Here is a 16,510-nt window from a genome sequence, read left to right as displayed (position 1 = left end):
GTTATGCGCCGCGGAAAAGCGTCACGCTATGGCCGCTATGCTGGTGGCCCAGATCCGTTGGCTCCGCCCATTGACATGACCGAAGCACTCGAAGAGATCGCCGAGGACGTGATGGCCGGCTATTCGCCCGAACGTGCCATGCGCGAATACCTACGGCGCGGTTCACGCGATATGACCGGGCTGGATGAACTGTCCAGACGGGTGCAACAACGTCGTCGTAATTTACTCCAACGCCACAGCCTGGACGGGACGTTAGACCAGGTGCGCGAACTTCTCGATGAAGCCGTATTAGAAGAACGCAAACAGTTGGCCCGGGACATCACGATGGATGACCTGGATCGTGATTTTCGCGAGATGCAACTGATGAACCTACCCGAAGCCCCCGCGGCCGCGGTAACCGAACTGTCGGACTATGATTGGCAGTCCTCCACCGCCCGGGAAAAATACGAGCAAATCAAAGACCTGCTGGGCCGGGAAATGTTAGACCAGCGGTTCCAAGGCATGAAACAGGCGTTGGAAGGCGCAACCGAGGAAGATCGGGCGGCCATCTCCCAGATGCTCAACGATCTCAACGACCTACTCGACAAACATGCCCGCGGCGAAGACACCCAGCAAGATTTTGATGAGTTCATGGCCAAACACGGTCATCACTTCCCCGAAAACCCGCAGAATATTGACGAACTCATTGACACCCTGGCCCAGCGTGCGGCGGCAGCCCAGCGGATGCTGGCTTCAATGACGCCGGAACAACGCGCCGAACTGATGGAACTGTCCATGCAGGCTTTTGGGTCGCCGGAATTGATGGAGCAGCTCAACCGCCTCGACACCAATCTGCAGTCACTGCGGCCCGGAGAAGATTGGACCGGTTCCGAACAATTTGAGGGCGATCAGGGACTGGGACTCGGGGATGGTACCGGCGTGCTGCAAGACTTAGCCGAACTGGATGCCCTATCCGAACAACTATCGCAGTCCTATGCGGGATCAACCCTGTCGGATGTCGATATCGACAAGCTCAGCCGCCAGCTGGGCGACGACGCCGCCGTCTCAGCCCGCACCCTGGCCGAGTTGGAGAAAGCCCTGAAAGAATCAGACATGTTGCGTCGCAGCTCCGATGGCGATCTGCGGCTTTCCCCGCAGGCCATTCGACGACTCGGCAAAACCTTGCTGCAAGACACCGGTTACCTGTCGGATCGTCAAGGCCAGCGCGATACCCGCAATGCCGGGGCCGCCGGTGAACTCACCGGATCCAGCCGAGCCTGGCATTTCGGTGACACCGAACCCTGGAATGTCACCCGCACGATCACCAATGCCATCACCCGCATCACGTCCGAGGGTGGCGATCCACGCACCGGGCTGCAACTTGAAGTCGGCGACGTCGAAATTCAAGAAACCGAAGCTCGCACCCAGGCCGCCGTCGTGCTGCTGGTCGACACCTCGTTTTCGATGGCTGCCGAGGGACGCTGGGTGCCCATGAAACGCACCGCCCTAGCCCTGCACCAGCTGATCTCCACCCGTTTCCGGGGCGATGAATTAGAGCTGATCAACTTCGGCCGTTACGCCAGCCAAGTCCAGCTTGATGAACTCACCGCCATGGCCCCGGCCTATGAACAGGGCACGAACCTGCACCACGCGCTGATGCTGGCCACCCGGTTTTTTCGACGGCATCCGACCATGCGACCGGTGCTGTTGGTGGTAACCGACGGCGAGCCGACGGCGCATCTGACCAGCCACGGTGAGGCCCACTTCTGGTACCCGCCCCGCCCAGAGACCCTGGAGCTGACCGTCACCGAACTGGATCGTATTCAGCGGCTCAATGCCGCCATCACATTCTTCCGGTTGGGCGACGACCCCGGCCTGAAGCGTTTCCTGGAGGCTATGGCATCGCGCGTGGACGGCAAAGTGGTAGCCCCAAACGCCCAAGATCTCGGTGCCGCAGTGGTCAACGAATTCTTACACGTACGCAACCCTCGCCTACCAGACTGGTAACTGCCAGCACCCGTAGCCCAACGCAGAGAAATACCGTTGCGCTCTGCCACCTCTCGCATTCTGTAAGGCTGACACCTATCGTGGTGACTATGACGGATACAACGCACCCAACAGCCGCCGAACTTTTTGATTTGTCTGATAATCAACTGCGCGGTAGGGCAAGTCTCAAGTGGTCTACCGTTGAGTCCGATGTCTTGCCGGCCTGGGTCGCCGAAATGGATGTAGCGCTGGCACCAGCGATCATCGACACCCTACAAAACGCCCTACTGCGCCATGATGCCGGCTATCCGGGTCAGTCAGACGACGTCGTGCAAGCATTCACCAGTTTCGCCCAAGACCGCTGGGCTTGGCATATCGAACCGGAAGACATCAGTTTCCACGTCGATGCCGCAACGGCTGCTTCAAAACTCATGCGCCACTACTGCGGTCCAGACCGTTCAGTGCTCATCATGCCGCCTGTCTACAACCGGTTTTATGATTGGCTTGCCACAAGCGGGGTCAAACCCCTGGAAGTGCCATTGCTGAATGTACCCGACGGCGGCTTCTTTGATTTGGACAGCATCGAAGCCGGACTCAACGCCGGAACCAAAGTCATATTATTGTGCAACCCACACAACCCCCTGGGCAGGGTCTTTGCTCAACAAGAACTCGCTGACTTGGCAAACCTTGCCCACCAATATGACGCCGTGGTGCTATCTGATGAAATCCACGCTCCCATGGTCTATCACGGCGTGGAGTTCACGCCCTGGCTCACTGTGTCTGATACGGCACGGAAAACCGGGATCGCGTTGCATACCGCAACCAAGTCCTGGAATTTTGCTGGCCTCAAATGCGGTATCGCCATTCGATCAGCATCCGGGCCGTGGCCTGCTGAACTTGACCCTACGATGTCACGCACCGACACAGGATTCTGGGGACTGTTAGCCACCGAAGCCGCCTTCAGCGAGTCCCGCCACTGGCTCGACGCCGTCCGCGACCACTTTCAAGCACAAACCGCTGCGCTCCAGCGGTTGGTTGCCGAACATCTTCCCGGTGTTACGTTCCACCCGCCACAGGCTAGTTTCTTGGCGTGGCTGAATTTCCGTAACACCGAACTTACTGAGGAACCCGCTGAGTATTTCTTACGAGAGGCCCGTGTTGCGTTGAGCCCCGGGGTAAATTTTGGGGACGCCGGACGCGGCTATGCTCGATTGAATATGGGAACCTCAACAGAACGGCTGCAACGAATCATTGCAGCCATGGGCTCAGCCTGGCCACCACGCTAAGCCCCAGCTGCAACATGTGAGGCACTGTGCACTGTCAGCGCTGGCCTGTGGCCTTCGTTAGGCTTTCGGGTCGTAGGCAGGCCCTACGTGCGTTTCCAGCAGACGGCGGTAGGCTTCGTCATGTGGCTTGGGTTTTCCGGTATCTGCATCTAAACGAACCATCGTGGCCTCGGCGTAGACACACGGCACGCCGTCTTGTTCAAGTAACTGACCAAAAACAAACGACGTCTGACCAACACGGACAATCCATACCCAGACTATGGTTTCTTTTCCATAATGAACTTCACGGTTGAAGTCGGTGTTCAACGCTCGGGTCACCCGCCGGGTGCCGTCGACACCGGGAGTCGTCTGTGTCCATTGTTGCGTGGCTTGAATCCGGGCCTCTTCCACCAACATCAAAATGTTGACATTATTGATGTGGCCGTTGATGTCCTGATCTGACCAGCGCAACTGGACTTCTATGGGTGTGGCGATCGCCTGGATTTGTTCAAAGTTGGACATGCTTCCTGCCGTTCTGTATGACTGCCGTGGTGGACTCTAACCATTGTCGTACAGCGTTGTTACTCGCTCTAGCATCTTTTCAACCAAAGCACGCCCGCACCAACGAGAACCAATCAGGAACAGTACTTCACAGTTTCAATGTATTGTGCTTTCGAAAGGCTGACTCTAGGATGAGCTTTACCATCTCCCGACCGCCTGATGGAAAGAGTACTCATGACCACATCATTAGCTGATCGCGTCGTCATTGTCACCGGTGCTGGATCTGGCATCGGAAGAGCCACCGCCCAACTTGCGGCACTTCGTGGAGCACATGTGATTATTCAGGATATTTCCGAAGCCGGGGCCTACGAAACCGTCAAGATCATTTCCGATTCCGGCGGTGCAGCTACCGCGAGCATCGGTGACGCCTCCTCCCAAGCCGACATTGATGCAACCGTTAAGCTCGCACAGCAAACCGGTGATCTTCGCGGTTTGGTCAATAACGCCGGGATTATGGATAACTTTGCACCGGCTGCGCGTACAACGGACGAAACATGGGAGCGCGTGATGCGTATCAATGTGGACTCAGTTTTCAAATACACCCGCGCTGTCATACCGCACCTGATTGAAAACGGTGGCGGATCGATCGTGAACCTTGCGTCTGCAGCGGGGATTCGAGGTGCTGCAGCCGGTGCCGCCTATACGGCATCAAAACACGCTGTTGTTGGGCTGACGCGCAATACGGCCTACGTTCATGCTGGCGATAATATTCGAACGAATGCGGTCGCACCAGGCGGTGTAGAAACCAACGTCATGGCCGCCATCGATCCCTCGAGCTATGACGCCGCTGCCATGGAGGTCACCGGCCCGGTCCATGCAACAGCTGTCCGCACCGCCCAACCCGATGAATTGGCCCAATTGATTGTGTTCCTGTTGACCGATGCGGCGTCCAATGTCAACGGCGCCATTATCCCCAGCGACGGCGGTTGGTCGGCGGCCTAGTTAGCACAATGTTTTCACCTCTCCCAACTTGGCAAAAGCTCTGTTAGGGTTATGCTCATGGCACGGTTCTCAGTTCTCGGTTGGCCCGTTTTTCGTCAGGCCAAGTCAAAGGACAAATTAGGGCGCGGTCCGGCGGTTGAATCGCCAAAATATGCGAATATGCGCCCTCGCACGGAAGACGCCGACAAAGTCGTTCAAAGCGTCTGTCCGTACTGTGCCGTCGGCTGTGGACAACGCATTTACGTCAAAGATAACGAAGTCATCCACATTGAAGGTGACCCAGATTCACCAATTTCGCGCGGCCGATTATGCCCGAAGGGCGCTGCCTCTGAACAGCTTGTGAATACTCCTTCACGGCAAAAGACCGTCCTGTACCGTCGTCCCTACGGCACGGATTGGGAAGAACTCGATTTAGAAACCGCCATGGAGATGATTACGGACCGGTTCTTAGAAGCCCGCCGGAATCACTGGGAAGATTTTGATGAACATGGTTCGCCGGTCAATCGCACCATGGGGATCGCATCCCTGGGCGGGGCAACCATCGATAATGAAGAAAACTACCTGATCAAGAAACTGTTTTCGGCTGCCGGTGCGGTGCAGATCGAAAACCAGGCTCGCATATGACACTCCTCCACAGTTCCTAGTTTAGGAGCTTCCTTTGGGCGTGGCGGTGCCACCCAGCCATTGCAAGATATGGCGAATGCAGACCTGGTATGGATTCAGGGTTCAAATATGGCCGAAGCGCACCCCGTTGGGTTCCAGTGGGTTGCCGAGGCTAAGGCTCGTGGCGCCAAACTTGTCCACGTTGACCCACGCTTCACCCGAACCTCGGCGTTAGCAGATAAGCACGTCCACATCCGGGCGGGCACGGATATTGCGCTGCTTGGTGGGCTGATCCGCTACATGATCGAAAACGATCTGTGGTTCAAGGAATACGTTACCCACTACACCAATGCTGCCCATCTGGTCGACGACGGATTCCAAGACACCGAGGATCTCGAAGGTCTCTTCTCCGGGTTTGATAAGGACACCGGCGGGTATGACAAGTCGACCTGGCAATACGAAAAAGACCCATATGAGGCCGACGGTATTGCCAAGGACATGACTTTGCAGCACCCTCGCTCGGTCTTTCAGATCCTGCGTCGTCACTACTCGCGCTACACTCCTGAGATGGTTGCCGACATCACCGGGATCAAGACGGAAGACTTCCTGGAAATAGCCGATCTATTTGCCAAGAACTCTGGCCGCGAACGCACCACTGTTATGGCGTATGCACTGGGCTGGACCCAGCACTCAATGGGCTCGCAGTTCATTCGCACCGCCGCGATCCTGCAGCTGCTGATGGGCAACATGGGCCGACCCGGTGGCGGCATTATGGCACTGCGTGGTCACGCGAACATTCAGGGTTCCTCAGATATTCCAGCCCTCTTCAACCTCCTGCCCGGGTATCTGCCATTCCCGGTTGCCGGAAAGCACGATACCCTGCGAGACTATCTCAACGACTCCGTACCAAAGCATCAAAAGGGCTTCTGGTCCAACGGAGACGCCTATATGATCTCGCTACTCAAGGCATGGTTTGGCGACGACGCGACCGAAGAAAACGACTTCGGATATCAATACATGCCACGCCTAACCGGTGCTCACGGTACGTATCAGACGTTGATGCGCATGTTCGACAAGGGCGTCGATGGCTACTTCGTGCTGGGACAGAACCCCGCGGTCGGTTCGGCCAACGGGCGCATGCAACGATTGGGGATGTCGAATCTGAAATGGATGGTCGTTCGCGACTTCCAGCTCATTGAAACGGCCACCTGGTGGAAGGATGGCCCGGAGATTGCCACCGGTGAGCTCAAGACCGAGGACATTGCCACCGAGGTCTTCTTCATGCCTGCGGCCAACCACACCGAAAAAGCTGGAACGTTTACCCAAACCCAACGACTGGTCCAGTGGCGCCATCAAGCCATTACCCCACCGGGTGATGCTCGTTCGGAGCTGGAATTCTTCTACGATCTCGGTGTGCGGATCAAAGAGAAGCTCAAAGACTCGACCGACCCACGTGATAAACCATTACAGGCCATGACTTGGGATTACCCGGTCGATGAGCACGGTGAACCATCGGCCGAGGCCGTGCTGAAAGAAATCAACGGCTACTACACGACCGGTCCGAATGCCGGCAAGCCGGTAGATAATTTCAACCAGTACAAGGCCGACGGCTCAACCGCCGGTGGGGCTTGGATTTATGCAGGCGTCTATGCTGGCGGCATCAACCATGCGGCCAACCGGGTGCCGGGTAAAGACCAGGATGAAATGGCACACCAGTGGGCATGGGCCTGGCCGGCAAATCGTCGCATCCTCTACAACCGTGCTTCAGCGGACCTCGATGGTAACCCGTGGTCGGAACGCAAGAAGCTGGTGTGGTGGGATGAAGACCAAGAGGTCTGGACCGGTCGAGACATCCCGGACTTCCCGGCCAATCGTCCGCCGTCAACCAAGACCGCCCATGACACCTACGGGCCTGATGCACTGGCCGGTGATGATCCATTCATCATGCAGTCTGACGGGAAGGGTTGGTTGTTCACGCCAAACGGTATGAACGATGGCCCGATGCCGACGCACTTCGAACCGGCCGAATCGCCGGTGGAAAACCCGCTGTACCCGCAGCAAGAATCGCCATCGCGAGTGTTGATCACCGCCAAGGGGAACCAAACGGCACCAGCTGCCGGGGAACCCGGTTCCGAAGTGTTCCCACATATCTTCACAACATATCGCCTCACCGAGCACCAGACAGCCGGCGGCATGAGCCGTTTCCTGCCGTATCTGTCTGAGCTGCAACCCGAAATGTTCGTGGAGGTCTCCGAAGAACTCGCCGCCGAAGCCGGGCTAGAACCCTATGGTTGGGCAACCATTGCCTCACCGCGCGGTGCGATCGAGGCCAAGGTACTGGTCACTCAGCGAATGAAACCGGTGGTTGCCGGTGGCAAGACCGTCCACCAGATCGGTATGCCGTTTCACTTCGGCGTCGGAAACCAAGCTTTGGTCACCGGTGATGGGGTCAACGATCTATTGGGTATGACGCTGGATCCGAACGTGTACATCCAATCAGGCAAAGCGGTGGCATGTACGATCATGCCGGGCCGTCGTCCCCGCGGACCCGCCCTGGTCAAATTCGTAGAAGATCTGCGCGAGCAGGCAGGCATTACGCCACTGACCGGACATCGACGGGTAACCTATGAACGCGACCCTGAGACCATGGAAGTATCTGAACCACCAACACTGACCGAACCCGAGCCTCACACAGGAGAATAACGTGGTTGATTTCCTCGAGCGCCCCGGCGAACTAATTGACGCCTACGGTCAAGACACCGAGCGTAAAGCCTTCTTTACCGACACCTCGATTTGTATCGGGTGTAAAGCCTGTGAGGTGGCCTGTAAAGAATGGAACCAGGTCCCGATGAAAGGGGACCTGGAAATACTCGGCTCCTCCTACGACAACACCGGTGGACTGGGTGCCAACACGTGGCGTCACGTAGCGTTCATCGAACAGGGCCAAGAACAGATCGAAAAGGCCCGCGAATCCGGGGCAAAACTCGTCGGACTCGGAATGCCGGCATTTGGCGCTCCAGAGACCCGCAAACCCAATACCACCGAGGACCTGGGTATGCCGGAATTTGGGTCACCCGGGGTACGCATTAAAAACAAGGTCGACAACCCACCAAATCCTGACACCCCAGAATTTCGTTGGCTGATGAGTTCGGATGTGTGCAAACACTGCACGTATGCGGGCTGTTTAGATGTGTGCCCAACCGGTGCACTCTATCGCACAGAATTCGGTACCGTGGTCGTCCAGGATGATATTTGCAATGGGTGCGGAACCTGTGTCGCGGGCTGTCCTTTCGGTGTCATTGAGCGCCGTGATTCCGGGACCATCCACACCAAGCCCGACCGTGTTGACTCTCGGTATGCCATGAACGTCAAAAACGAAGGCACCGCCAATAAATGCACCATGTGCTTTGACCGGCTGGTCGATGGCCAAACCCCAGCCTGCGCACAAACCTGCCCGACGACGTCCATCAAATACGGTGATCGCGAAGACATGGTCGACACCGCCAAACAACGCGTCAATGCCATGCATGAAAAAGGACTCACCGAAGCCCGCCTCTACGGGGCAAATCCCAACGACGGGGTGGGCGGTATTGGCTCAGTATTCTTGTTACTCGACGAACCTGAAGTCTACGGTCTGCCACCGGACCCCCGGGTGCCCACCAAGGATTTGCCGTCCATGTATAAAAAGGTTGGTATCGCTGCCGCCGGTATGTTAGCTGCCGCGGCGACCGCATTTTTAGGAGCCCGCAAGAAGTGACCCTGTCTGACTTTGATGCTTACCGACCAGAAAACGAGCCGCGTCGGAAACGACGCCGGAATCGTCCACCCGGCCAACGCCGTGGGGGCGGTGCCGGCGATGGTTCCCGCGAAATGCCAATGGTCGAAGACGTCGAGTTCGCAGATTCCTACTACGGTCGCCCCATCGTCAAACCACCACCGTGGGATGACAAAATTTCGGCCTACCTCTTCTTGGGAGGTATCGCTGGCGGGTCAGCGATGCTGGCAATCGGAGCCGATCGTATTGGCTTCGACAAACTCCGCAAAAACACCAGACTGACCGCGCTCGGTGCAACCGTTGCCGGGACTGGATTTCTCATCGCTGACCTTGGTCGTCCCGAACGCTTCCATCACATGATGCGCACGTTTAAGCCGGCGTCCCCAATGAATATGGGCACCTGGATTCTCAGCGCCTTTGGAGTTGGTGCAGGTGTCGTCGCGGCCATTGATGTCGACCGGATGACCGGCCAAAAGATACCGTTGGGCATACTGCGTCCGATGGTCTATGCGTTAGAAAAACCTGCCGGTCTACTGGCCGCGGTGATGGGAGCACCCCTGGCCTCCTACACGGGTGCCTTACTAGCCGACACGTCCGTACCAACCTGGAACGGTGGAAAAGACAACATGTCATACCTATTTGTCTCATCCGCCGCGATGGCGTCCTCCGGTATGGCACTATTGACCACGCCCCCTTCAGAAACCCGACCGGCACGGGTCTTTGGGACACTCGGTGCTGCTTCGGAACTGTACTTCTCTGAAAAGCTCACCGCCGATATGCACCCGGTGGAAGCCGAACCCCTGCAAACTGGACGCCCAGCACGCAAACTGCGCTGGGCCCAAGCACTCACAATCGCAGGGGGCGTTGGTGCCGCACTACTGGGTCGCAACCGGATTGCTGCCATGGCCTCGGGTGCAGCGCTTGCATCAGCATCATATCTAACCCGTTCGGCCATCCTGGAAGCCGGGATCAACTCGACCAAGGATCCACGCCACGTCGTTGAACCACAACGCGATCGATTAGCAGCTCGTCGAGCTCAGGGCATCGTCGACGACTCCATCACGACGGTCGGTTAGCGAACCTCAACGGTCCCTGCCCGGTTCGTCGTGTAGCCGATGACCGGGTAGCCGGGCAATTCGCCGACAACCAGCAGACCACCCGATGTCTGGGCATCGGCCAGCACCAGCAGGTCCTCTTCGGTGACCCCATCGGCTGCTTCAATGTTGGGAGCAACCCAGTCAAGGTTTCGGCGAGTGCCACCAGAAACATACCCATCACGCAGAGCTTCGGCTGCACCATCAACCAACGGGACAGCATTCCGGTCGATCACAGCACCGGTTCCTGACGCCCGCATCATCTTGTACAGGTGGCCAAGCAAGCCGAACCCAGTCACATCCGTTGCCGCTGTAATCCCTGCAGCAACAGCCTGTTCGGCAGCCGCCTTATTCAACGTCGTCATCGTCTCGATGGCTTCCTCAAAGACTTCCCCGGTGGCCTTATGGCGGTTATTCAACAATCCCAGACCGATCGGTTTGGTCAGCGTCAGCGGCAATCCGGCTTCAGCGGCATCATTGCGCATCAGCTGATCAACTTTTGCGACACCGGTGACAGCCATCCCGTATTTGGGTTCTGGATCATCAACCGTATGCCCGCCAATCACCGGGCAACCGGCTGCTGTCCCAACAGCCAGCCCGCCGGCGAGGACTTCCGACATCAGCTCGGCTGGCAGAACACCGCGTGGCCAACCCATCAGGTTAATGGCAACAATCGGGCTGCCACCCATCGCATAAATATCGCTGATCGCATTAGCTGCAGCAATCCGCCCCCAGTCATAAGCCGAGTCGACAACAGGAGTGAAAAAATCTGCGGTCGACAGGATCGCGGTCTCCCCATCCAAACGGACAGCAGCAGCGTCATCGCCGTCATCAACTCCAACAATCACGTGGTCATGGTCTTGGCCGGCAAGCTGTGCCACGGCTGCTTCAAGTTCACCGGGCGGGATTTTGCAGGCGCACCCGCCGCCGGAAGCCGTTGTGGTTAATCGTGGAAGCGTGGTGGGTTCTAAAATTTCAGACATGCCCCCAGTATAGGAATATGCCAGCATCAGTGACAGAAGCACTCAACATTGGGGCAGACAAAACAAACATGATAGTTTGAGATTTTGGAGGCGTCAGGGTTCCTGGTGGTCCCCGCGGTCTTCAAAACCGACGAGACCAAGTAGCTTGGTCTGGCGGGTTCGATTCCCGTCCGCCTCCGCCAGAACCGTCCGATGTGCGATGAAAGGACCGTTTGGTGGCCGCAGATCCGCGCCGCGCGATTCCCTCGACCGACCGTCTGCTTGCCCTGCCCGAAGTACAGGCGACCACAGACCGACTGGCACCGCATGTCATTCGACGCGTCATCACCGAGACGCAAAACGATGCCCGGCACGGCGAGCTGTCCCCCGACGACGTCGCACCCACCATCATCCATCGCCTCAGTACGCTGTCGCCAACCCGATTGTCTTCGGTGCTCAATGCCACCGGCGTCATTATCCATACCAATCTTGGGCGCGCTCCGCTGTCTGATGCCGCGCGCGACGCGCTCAGCACCGCCGCGGGTTACGTGGATTTGGAGCTTGATCTGCGCGATGGGAAACGCTCAAAGCGTGGCACGTGGACGAAAGCCGCCCTACTTTCTGCGGTGCCGGACGCCGAAGATGCGCTCGTGGTCAATAATGGTGCCGCCGCGCTATCACTGGCAACCACCACCCTGTCAGTCGCGCGTGACCTGCCGGAGGTGGTGATCAGCCGTGGGGAGCTGGTCGAGATCGGTGCAGGGTTCCGGCTACCCGATCTGATGGTATCCACCGGAGTGGAATTGGCCGAAGTTGGTACCACGAACCGCACCAATCTGGATGATTACCGCAACGCGATGACCGAGCGCACCGGTGCGCTACTGAAGGTGCACCCGTCGAATTACTGGATCGGTGGGTTTAATGCCGCGGTTGGCATCAAAGAGCTTGCGCGGCTAGCCCATGAGCACAACGTGCCGTTAATTGTGGATGTCGGCTCGGGGCTGGTGGAGGCGGATGACGTCCTGACTGATGAACCAACCATGTCGGCAGCGCTGCGCGACGGCGCCGACGTCGTACTTGCCAGCGGCGATAAACTCTTAGGCGGCCCGCAGGCCGGGATCCTGCTGGGTAAAACCCAGATCATTCAACAACTGGCCAAGCATCCGCTGGCACGAGCCTTTCGAGCCGATAAATTCACCCTGGCCGCACTGGAGGCAACATTGAATTCGCCTTCCACACCGATTCACGACGCGGTGCACGCTGACCCCCAGGTACTGCGTAAGCGCAGTGAACGCATCGCCCAAGAGCTGGGTGCCGAGGTGGTTGCCCACGACGGTCGAGTCGGTGGTGGCGGTGGCGCCGGAGTTCCCCTGCCCGGCTGGGCGATTAGCCTGCCCGAATCCTACGCCCAACCATTGCGGATTGGGTTTCCAGCCATTCTGCCGCGGGTAGCCGAGGGTCGGTGTCTGATCGACCTGCGCTGCGTGCCTGCCGAACAGGACCACATGATTCTGCGGCGGCTCCGCGAGGTTGCCGATGAGGTGGCGCCTCGTGACTGAACGGTTCGTGGTTGCCACGGCCGGCCACGTGGATCATGGTAAGTCAGCACTCGTGCGTGCCTTGACCGGAACCGAACCCGACCGCTGGGATGAGGAACGCCAGCGCGGCCTGACCATCGACTTGGGATTTGCCGAAATGACCCTAGCCTCCGGTCGATCAGTGTCATTTGTTGATGTTCCCGGCCACGAACGGTTTCTGGGCAATATGCTCGCCGGGCTCGGCCCGGCACCAATTGTGTGTCTGGTGGTGTCGGCTGATGATGGCTGGTCCGCCCAGACTTCTGAGCACCGCGATGCCATCGCTGCCCTGGGAATCGACGCCGGGCTGGTTGTTATTTCGAAACTTGATCTGGCACCGGACAACGTGGAGCTTGTGACCCAGCAAATCCGTGACGAGTTATCCGGCACTGTCCTGGCCGATGCTCCGATTATTGCGACGTCGGCACGAAAGGGCACCGGGCTCGATGCCCTCCGGCATGAGCTTGATAACCTCCTCGGCGGGGTCCCCTCCCCCGATACCTCGGCACCTATCAGGTACTGGGTTGATCGTCGTTTTGCGGTCAAAGGTGCCGGCACCGTGGTGACCGGGACACTGGCCGCCGGCACCCTTCGGGTCAACGACACCCTAGAAATTGCTGGCACCGATACCCAGGTGACAATCCGGAATCTGCAAAGTCACGGCAGTTCAGCAAATGTCCTCACACCGGTAACGCGTGCCGCGGTGAATCTGCGAGGTGTGGACGTCGCCGAGCTCACACGCGGGGACGTCTTGGTAACCCCGGAAGCGTGGTTTCACACAGAGGTCATTGATGTTGCGGGCACCCCGGGCGTGGATTTCACTGACTTGGCCCAGGAGTTCTCGGTCCATATCGGTACGGCCACGGTTTATGCGCATTGCCGTCCACTCGGGACACATTTTGCTCGGCTGAGCCTGGAACGCGCACTGCCGCTCCATATTGGTGACCGGCTGATTCTGCGCGGCACCGGCCAGCGATTAATTACCGGTGGGGCAACCGTACTGGACTTAGACCCGCCCCAGCTGCGTCGTCGTGGGGCAGCCAAACGTCGAGCCGAAACCCTGGAGCGCCTCACCGCAGCCAACCACCTGGAACTCGAAGTTGCTCGACGCGGTGCGTTAGACCACGCGACAGTCACTGCGATGGGCATCCCGGTGCCCGAAACACCGGCCGCATCAGTGCTGGTGTATGATCGCTGGTTCATCCACCGCCAGCGCCTGAACGCTTGGGCCCAGCAGCTCCGCGAGGCTGTGACCGAACAATACCGCCACGATCCGGCAGCCGGAGGTCTCCCCCAACAAGCCGCAGTGCACCAGTTGGAGCTGCCGCATCGTGAACTGTTGCCACTGGTTTTGGAACAGGCACAGCTCATTGAGCGAAACGGCAGGGTGACCGACCCGGGCCTGAAACCAACCCTGGGAGCGGCCGAGACCGCCATTGCTACCCTGGAACAACGCTTGGTCGCCGAACCATTTACCGCCCCCACCGCCGATGAGCTGGCACAACTGGGCCTGGGTGATAAGGAACTGGCCGCGGCCGCCCACCAACAGCGCCTACTGCGCCTAGCCGATAATATTGTGCTACACCCCAAAACCCCGGCCCTGGCCATGCGCGAACTCGTCCAGCTGGCCCAACCCTTCACCGCGGCCGAAGCCCGCCAAGCCCTGGGCACCACCCGGCGCACGCTGATCCCCCTGTTAGAACACCTAGACGCCCGCGGCTGGACCCAACGCCTCGACGGCAACCTGCGCCAAGTCAAGGGACACTAACCAATATTGACCAGCCCGGCAGCTCTCCCACACCCAAATAAGTTTCGTATACGATTAGCAGCAGGCTGTTCAATGTCAAAGGAGTTCGATGTTAGACCACGAAACACACGTCAAAATCGCTGACGAGCTACACCAGGCCAATCTTGACCGCAAACCGGTCCCACTGTTGACCAAGCGCTACCCCGAAATGGTTATCGAAGATTCCTACGCCATCCAAAGAATCTGGGCCGAGCGCCAAATCGAATCCGGACGCCGCAAAATTGGCCACAAAATTGGGCTCACGTCCAAGGCCATGCAGGCCGCAACCGGCATTGACGAACCCGACTACGGGGTCATCTTTGACGACCAGGTCTTCGAATCCGGTCACGTATTCGAGTGGAAAAAATATACCCACCCGCGCATCGAAATCGAACTGGCCTTCGTTCTCAAAGACGATATCCGCGGCCCCAACGCCAACATCTTCGACGTATTACGCGCCACCGAATATGTCACCCCGGCGCTCGAGGTCCTCGACGCCCACATCGAGATGGAAGGCCGCACCATTACCGACACCATTTCGGATAACGCCGCCCTGGGCGCCATGGTGCTGGGTGGCAAACCGGTCAAACCCGACGACGTCGATCTCCACTGGCTGGGCGGTGCCCTATACCGCAACCAAGAAATCATCGAAACCGGCATGTCCGCAGGCATCCTGGGCCACCCGGCCAACGGTGTGCACTGGCTGGCCAACCGGCTGGCCGGGCACGACGACTACCTGGAAGCCGACGAAATTATCCTGGCCGGTTCATTCACCCGCTACATGTGGGTCTATGAAGGCGATACCGTCTACGCCGATTTCGGTCCGCTGGGCTCCATCTCGGTTCAGTTCGAATAAACCCCAGACGACGACCAAGGAGACTTCACGTGCCCCTCACCCCGCGCCCATCATTCAAAACCCTCTTCACCGACGACGCAAAAGCAGCCCGCAGCCGTGCCGCCGCCGGCATGTTCTTGTCCTCCGGTGACGCCGGCATCGCCGAAATTGTTGCAGGTGCCGGCATGGACTACTTGCTCATCGACGCCGAGCACTCCCCACTGAGCCTAGAATCCGTCCAAGCCCAGCTGCGTGCCATCGCCGGGTACGAGCCAATCCCGGTCGTGCGCATCCCGGAAAACAACACGACCCTGATCAAACAGTACCTGGATCTAGGCGCTCAGTCGCTGATCATCCCCATGATCTTCACCGCCGACGACGCCCGCAAGGCCGCCGCAGCCGTAGCCTACCCACCAGAAGGTGTGCGCGGCATCGGCTCAGCCCTGGCTCGTTCCGGAGCCTGGGGTCGGTACCCGGATTACCTGGCCACCGCCCGTGAAACCATCACTCTGACCATCCAGATCGAAACCGCCGAGGCACTCGAAAACCTCGACGAGATCCTGGCGGTGACCGGCATTGACGGGATCTTCATTGGCCCCTCGGATCTGTCAGCGTCCATGGGATACACCGGTGAACAAAACCACCCGGATGTGGTTGCTGCCGCCAAGCATGTCATCGCCAAGGCCAAGGCCGCCGGAGTGTTTGCCGGAGTCAACGCATTCAACCCCGATCAGGCCCAAGACTATGTTGACGCCGGTGCAGACTTCGTCAACGTTGGTGCCGACGTCGCCCTGCTGGCTCGCGCAACCGAACAACTCGCAGCCAAGTGGACCACCGTAGATACAGCCACCACCAGCTACTAACGCCAATCACTGCTGATAGCAACCGCGCCCGGCAACCATCCCGGTTGCTGGGCGTCGTCACGGGTACTGGCATTGGCTAAGCTAGCTCTATGGGCAATCAAGATGACACTTCGGACTTGGCCGAGCTGACCGCTTGGGCCCAGCACGCGGCCGAAGAGCTCGGCCTGGAACCGCTGAAAGCCGACGATGTCGACGCCGTGCTAGCTGCCGCCTGGCAAGTATCAACCGGATTGGTACGCTCTGCCGGCCCCGTTGCCATGTATCTGGCCGGATTATTGGTCA

At 58.6% G+C, this 16,510-nt stretch carries 13 protein-coding genes and 1 tRNA gene; 12 read left to right on the top strand and 2 right to left on the bottom strand.

The genetic code is table 11. The features are described 5' to 3' along the window. Positions 1-3 precede the first annotated feature (3 nt). On the top strand, positions 4-1,986 hold the full coding sequence (locus K8V32_RS04270) for a vWA domain-containing protein (RefSeq protein WP_303903390.1): 1,983 nt from the start codon (positions 4-6) through the stop codon (positions 1,984-1,986). Between the two features lie 89 nt (positions 1,987-2,075). Continuing rightward, positions 2,076-3,251 (top strand): MalY/PatB family protein, encoded by a 1,176-nt coding sequence (locus tag K8V32_RS04265; RefSeq protein WP_303903387.1) that lies wholly within the window; start codon positions 2,076-2,078, stop codon positions 3,249-3,251. 57 nt (positions 3,252-3,308) lie between these two features. On the opposite strand, the gene K8V32_RS04260 is transcribed toward K8V32_RS04265, so the two are convergent. Beyond that, entirely contained in the window at positions 3,309-3,752 is a 444-nt protein-coding gene (locus tag K8V32_RS04260; protein WP_303903384.1) for an acyl-CoA thioesterase, read from the bottom strand. A 213-nt stretch (positions 3,753-3,965) separates the two neighbouring features. On the opposite strand from K8V32_RS04260, the gene K8V32_RS04255 reads away from it, so the two are divergent. From K8V32_RS04255 to nrfD, 4 genes are read left to right on the top strand one after another with little or no spacing between them, the layout of a single operon-like run. Then, positions 3,966-4,733 carry an SDR family NAD(P)-dependent oxidoreductase gene (locus K8V32_RS04255; RefSeq protein ID WP_303903381.1) on the top strand — a complete coding sequence of 256 codons (768 nt, stop codon included), beginning with the start codon at positions 3,966-3,968 and terminating at the stop codon, positions 4,731-4,733. A 57-nt stretch (positions 4,734-4,790) separates the two neighbouring features. Continuing rightward, positions 4,791-8,039, top strand: a complete 3,249-nt coding sequence (gene fdnG, locus K8V32_RS04250) for a formate dehydrogenase-N subunit alpha (RefSeq protein ID WP_303903378.1) — start codon at positions 4,791-4,793, stop codon at positions 8,037-8,039. Between the two features lies 1 nt (position 8,040). Then, positions 8,041-9,093 (top strand): 4Fe-4S dicluster domain-containing protein, encoded by a 1,053-nt coding sequence (locus tag K8V32_RS04245; protein ID WP_303903375.1) that lies wholly within the window; start codon positions 8,041-8,043, stop codon positions 9,091-9,093. Beyond that, positions 9,090-10,187: an NrfD/PsrC family molybdoenzyme membrane anchor subunit gene (nrfD, locus tag K8V32_RS04240; RefSeq protein ID WP_303903372.1), complete on the top strand. Its 1,098-nt coding sequence runs from the start codon at positions 9,090-9,092 to the stop codon at positions 10,185-10,187. The genes K8V32_RS04245 and nrfD overlap by 4 nt, the downstream gene beginning before the upstream one ends. Here nrfD and selD read toward each other — a convergent pair. After that, positions 10,184-11,188, bottom strand: a complete 1,005-nt coding sequence (gene selD / locus K8V32_RS04235) for a selenide, water dikinase SelD (protein ID WP_303903369.1) — start codon at positions 11,186-11,188, stop codon at positions 10,184-10,186. The genes nrfD and selD overlap by 4 nt on opposite strands. An 86-nt stretch (positions 11,189-11,274) precedes the next feature. On the opposite strand from selD, the gene K8V32_RS04230 reads away from it, so the two are divergent. From K8V32_RS04230 to K8V32_RS04205, 6 genes are all read left to right on the top strand, one after another. After that, positions 11,275-11,370: transfer RNA gene (locus K8V32_RS04230), tRNA-Sec, on the top strand. Between the two features lie 33 nt (positions 11,371-11,403). Then, positions 11,404-12,726 (top strand): L-seryl-tRNA(Sec) selenium transferase, encoded by a 1,323-nt coding sequence (gene selA, locus K8V32_RS04225; RefSeq protein ID WP_369681039.1) that lies wholly within the window; start codon positions 11,404-11,406, stop codon positions 12,724-12,726. After that, positions 12,719-14,512 carry a selenocysteine-specific translation elongation factor gene (selB, locus tag K8V32_RS04220; RefSeq protein ID WP_303903363.1) on the top strand — a complete coding sequence of 598 codons (1,794 nt, stop codon included), beginning with the start codon at positions 12,719-12,721 and terminating at the stop codon, positions 14,510-14,512. The genes selA and selB overlap by 8 nt, the downstream gene beginning before the upstream one ends. Positions 14,513-14,600: 88 nt before the next feature. After that, positions 14,601-15,386 (top strand): fumarylacetoacetate hydrolase family protein, encoded by a 786-nt coding sequence (locus K8V32_RS04215; protein WP_303903362.1) that lies wholly within the window; start codon positions 14,601-14,603, stop codon positions 15,384-15,386. A 29-nt stretch (positions 15,387-15,415) separates the two neighbouring features. Beyond that, positions 15,416-16,228: an HpcH/HpaI aldolase family protein gene (locus K8V32_RS04210; protein WP_303903359.1), complete on the top strand. Its 813-nt coding sequence runs from the start codon at positions 15,416-15,418 to the stop codon at positions 16,226-16,228. 89 nt (positions 16,229-16,317) lie between these two features. Further along, positions 16,318-16,510: DUF6457 domain-containing protein (locus K8V32_RS04205; RefSeq protein ID WP_303903356.1), on the top strand; the 193-nt coding region annotated here is incomplete at its 3' end.

The sequence above is a fragment of the Enteractinococcus helveticum genome (genome assembly GCF_020742345.1).
Lineage (GTDB): Bacteria > Actinomycetota > Actinomycetes > Actinomycetales > Micrococcaceae > Yaniella > Yaniella helvetica_A.
Note: the sequence above shows the minus strand (reverse complement) of the source record. Positions and strands in the feature narration are given on the sequence as shown.

Excerpts from the sequence above, each read along its gene's own strand:
- K8V32_RS04270 (WP_303903390.1), top strand. The coding sequence starts at position 4 with ATGCGCCGCGGAAAAGCGTCACGCTATGGCCGCTATGCTGGTGGCCCA.
- K8V32_RS04265 (WP_303903387.1), top strand. The coding sequence starts at position 2,076 with ATGACGGATACAACGCACCCAACAGCCGCCGAACTTTTTGATTTGTCT.
- K8V32_RS04260 (WP_303903384.1), bottom strand. The coding sequence starts at position 3,752 with ATGTCCAACTTTGAACAAATCCAGGCGATCGCCACACCCATAGAAGTC.
- K8V32_RS04255 (WP_303903381.1), top strand. The coding sequence starts at position 3,966 with ATGACCACATCATTAGCTGATCGCGTCGTCATTGTCACCGGTGCTGGA.
- selD (WP_303903369.1), bottom strand. The coding sequence starts at position 11,188 with ATGTCTGAAATTTTAGAACCCACCACGCTTCCACGATTAACCACAACG.
- K8V32_RS04215 (WP_303903362.1), top strand. The coding sequence starts at position 14,601 with ATGTTAGACCACGAAACACACGTCAAAATCGCTGACGAGCTACACCAG.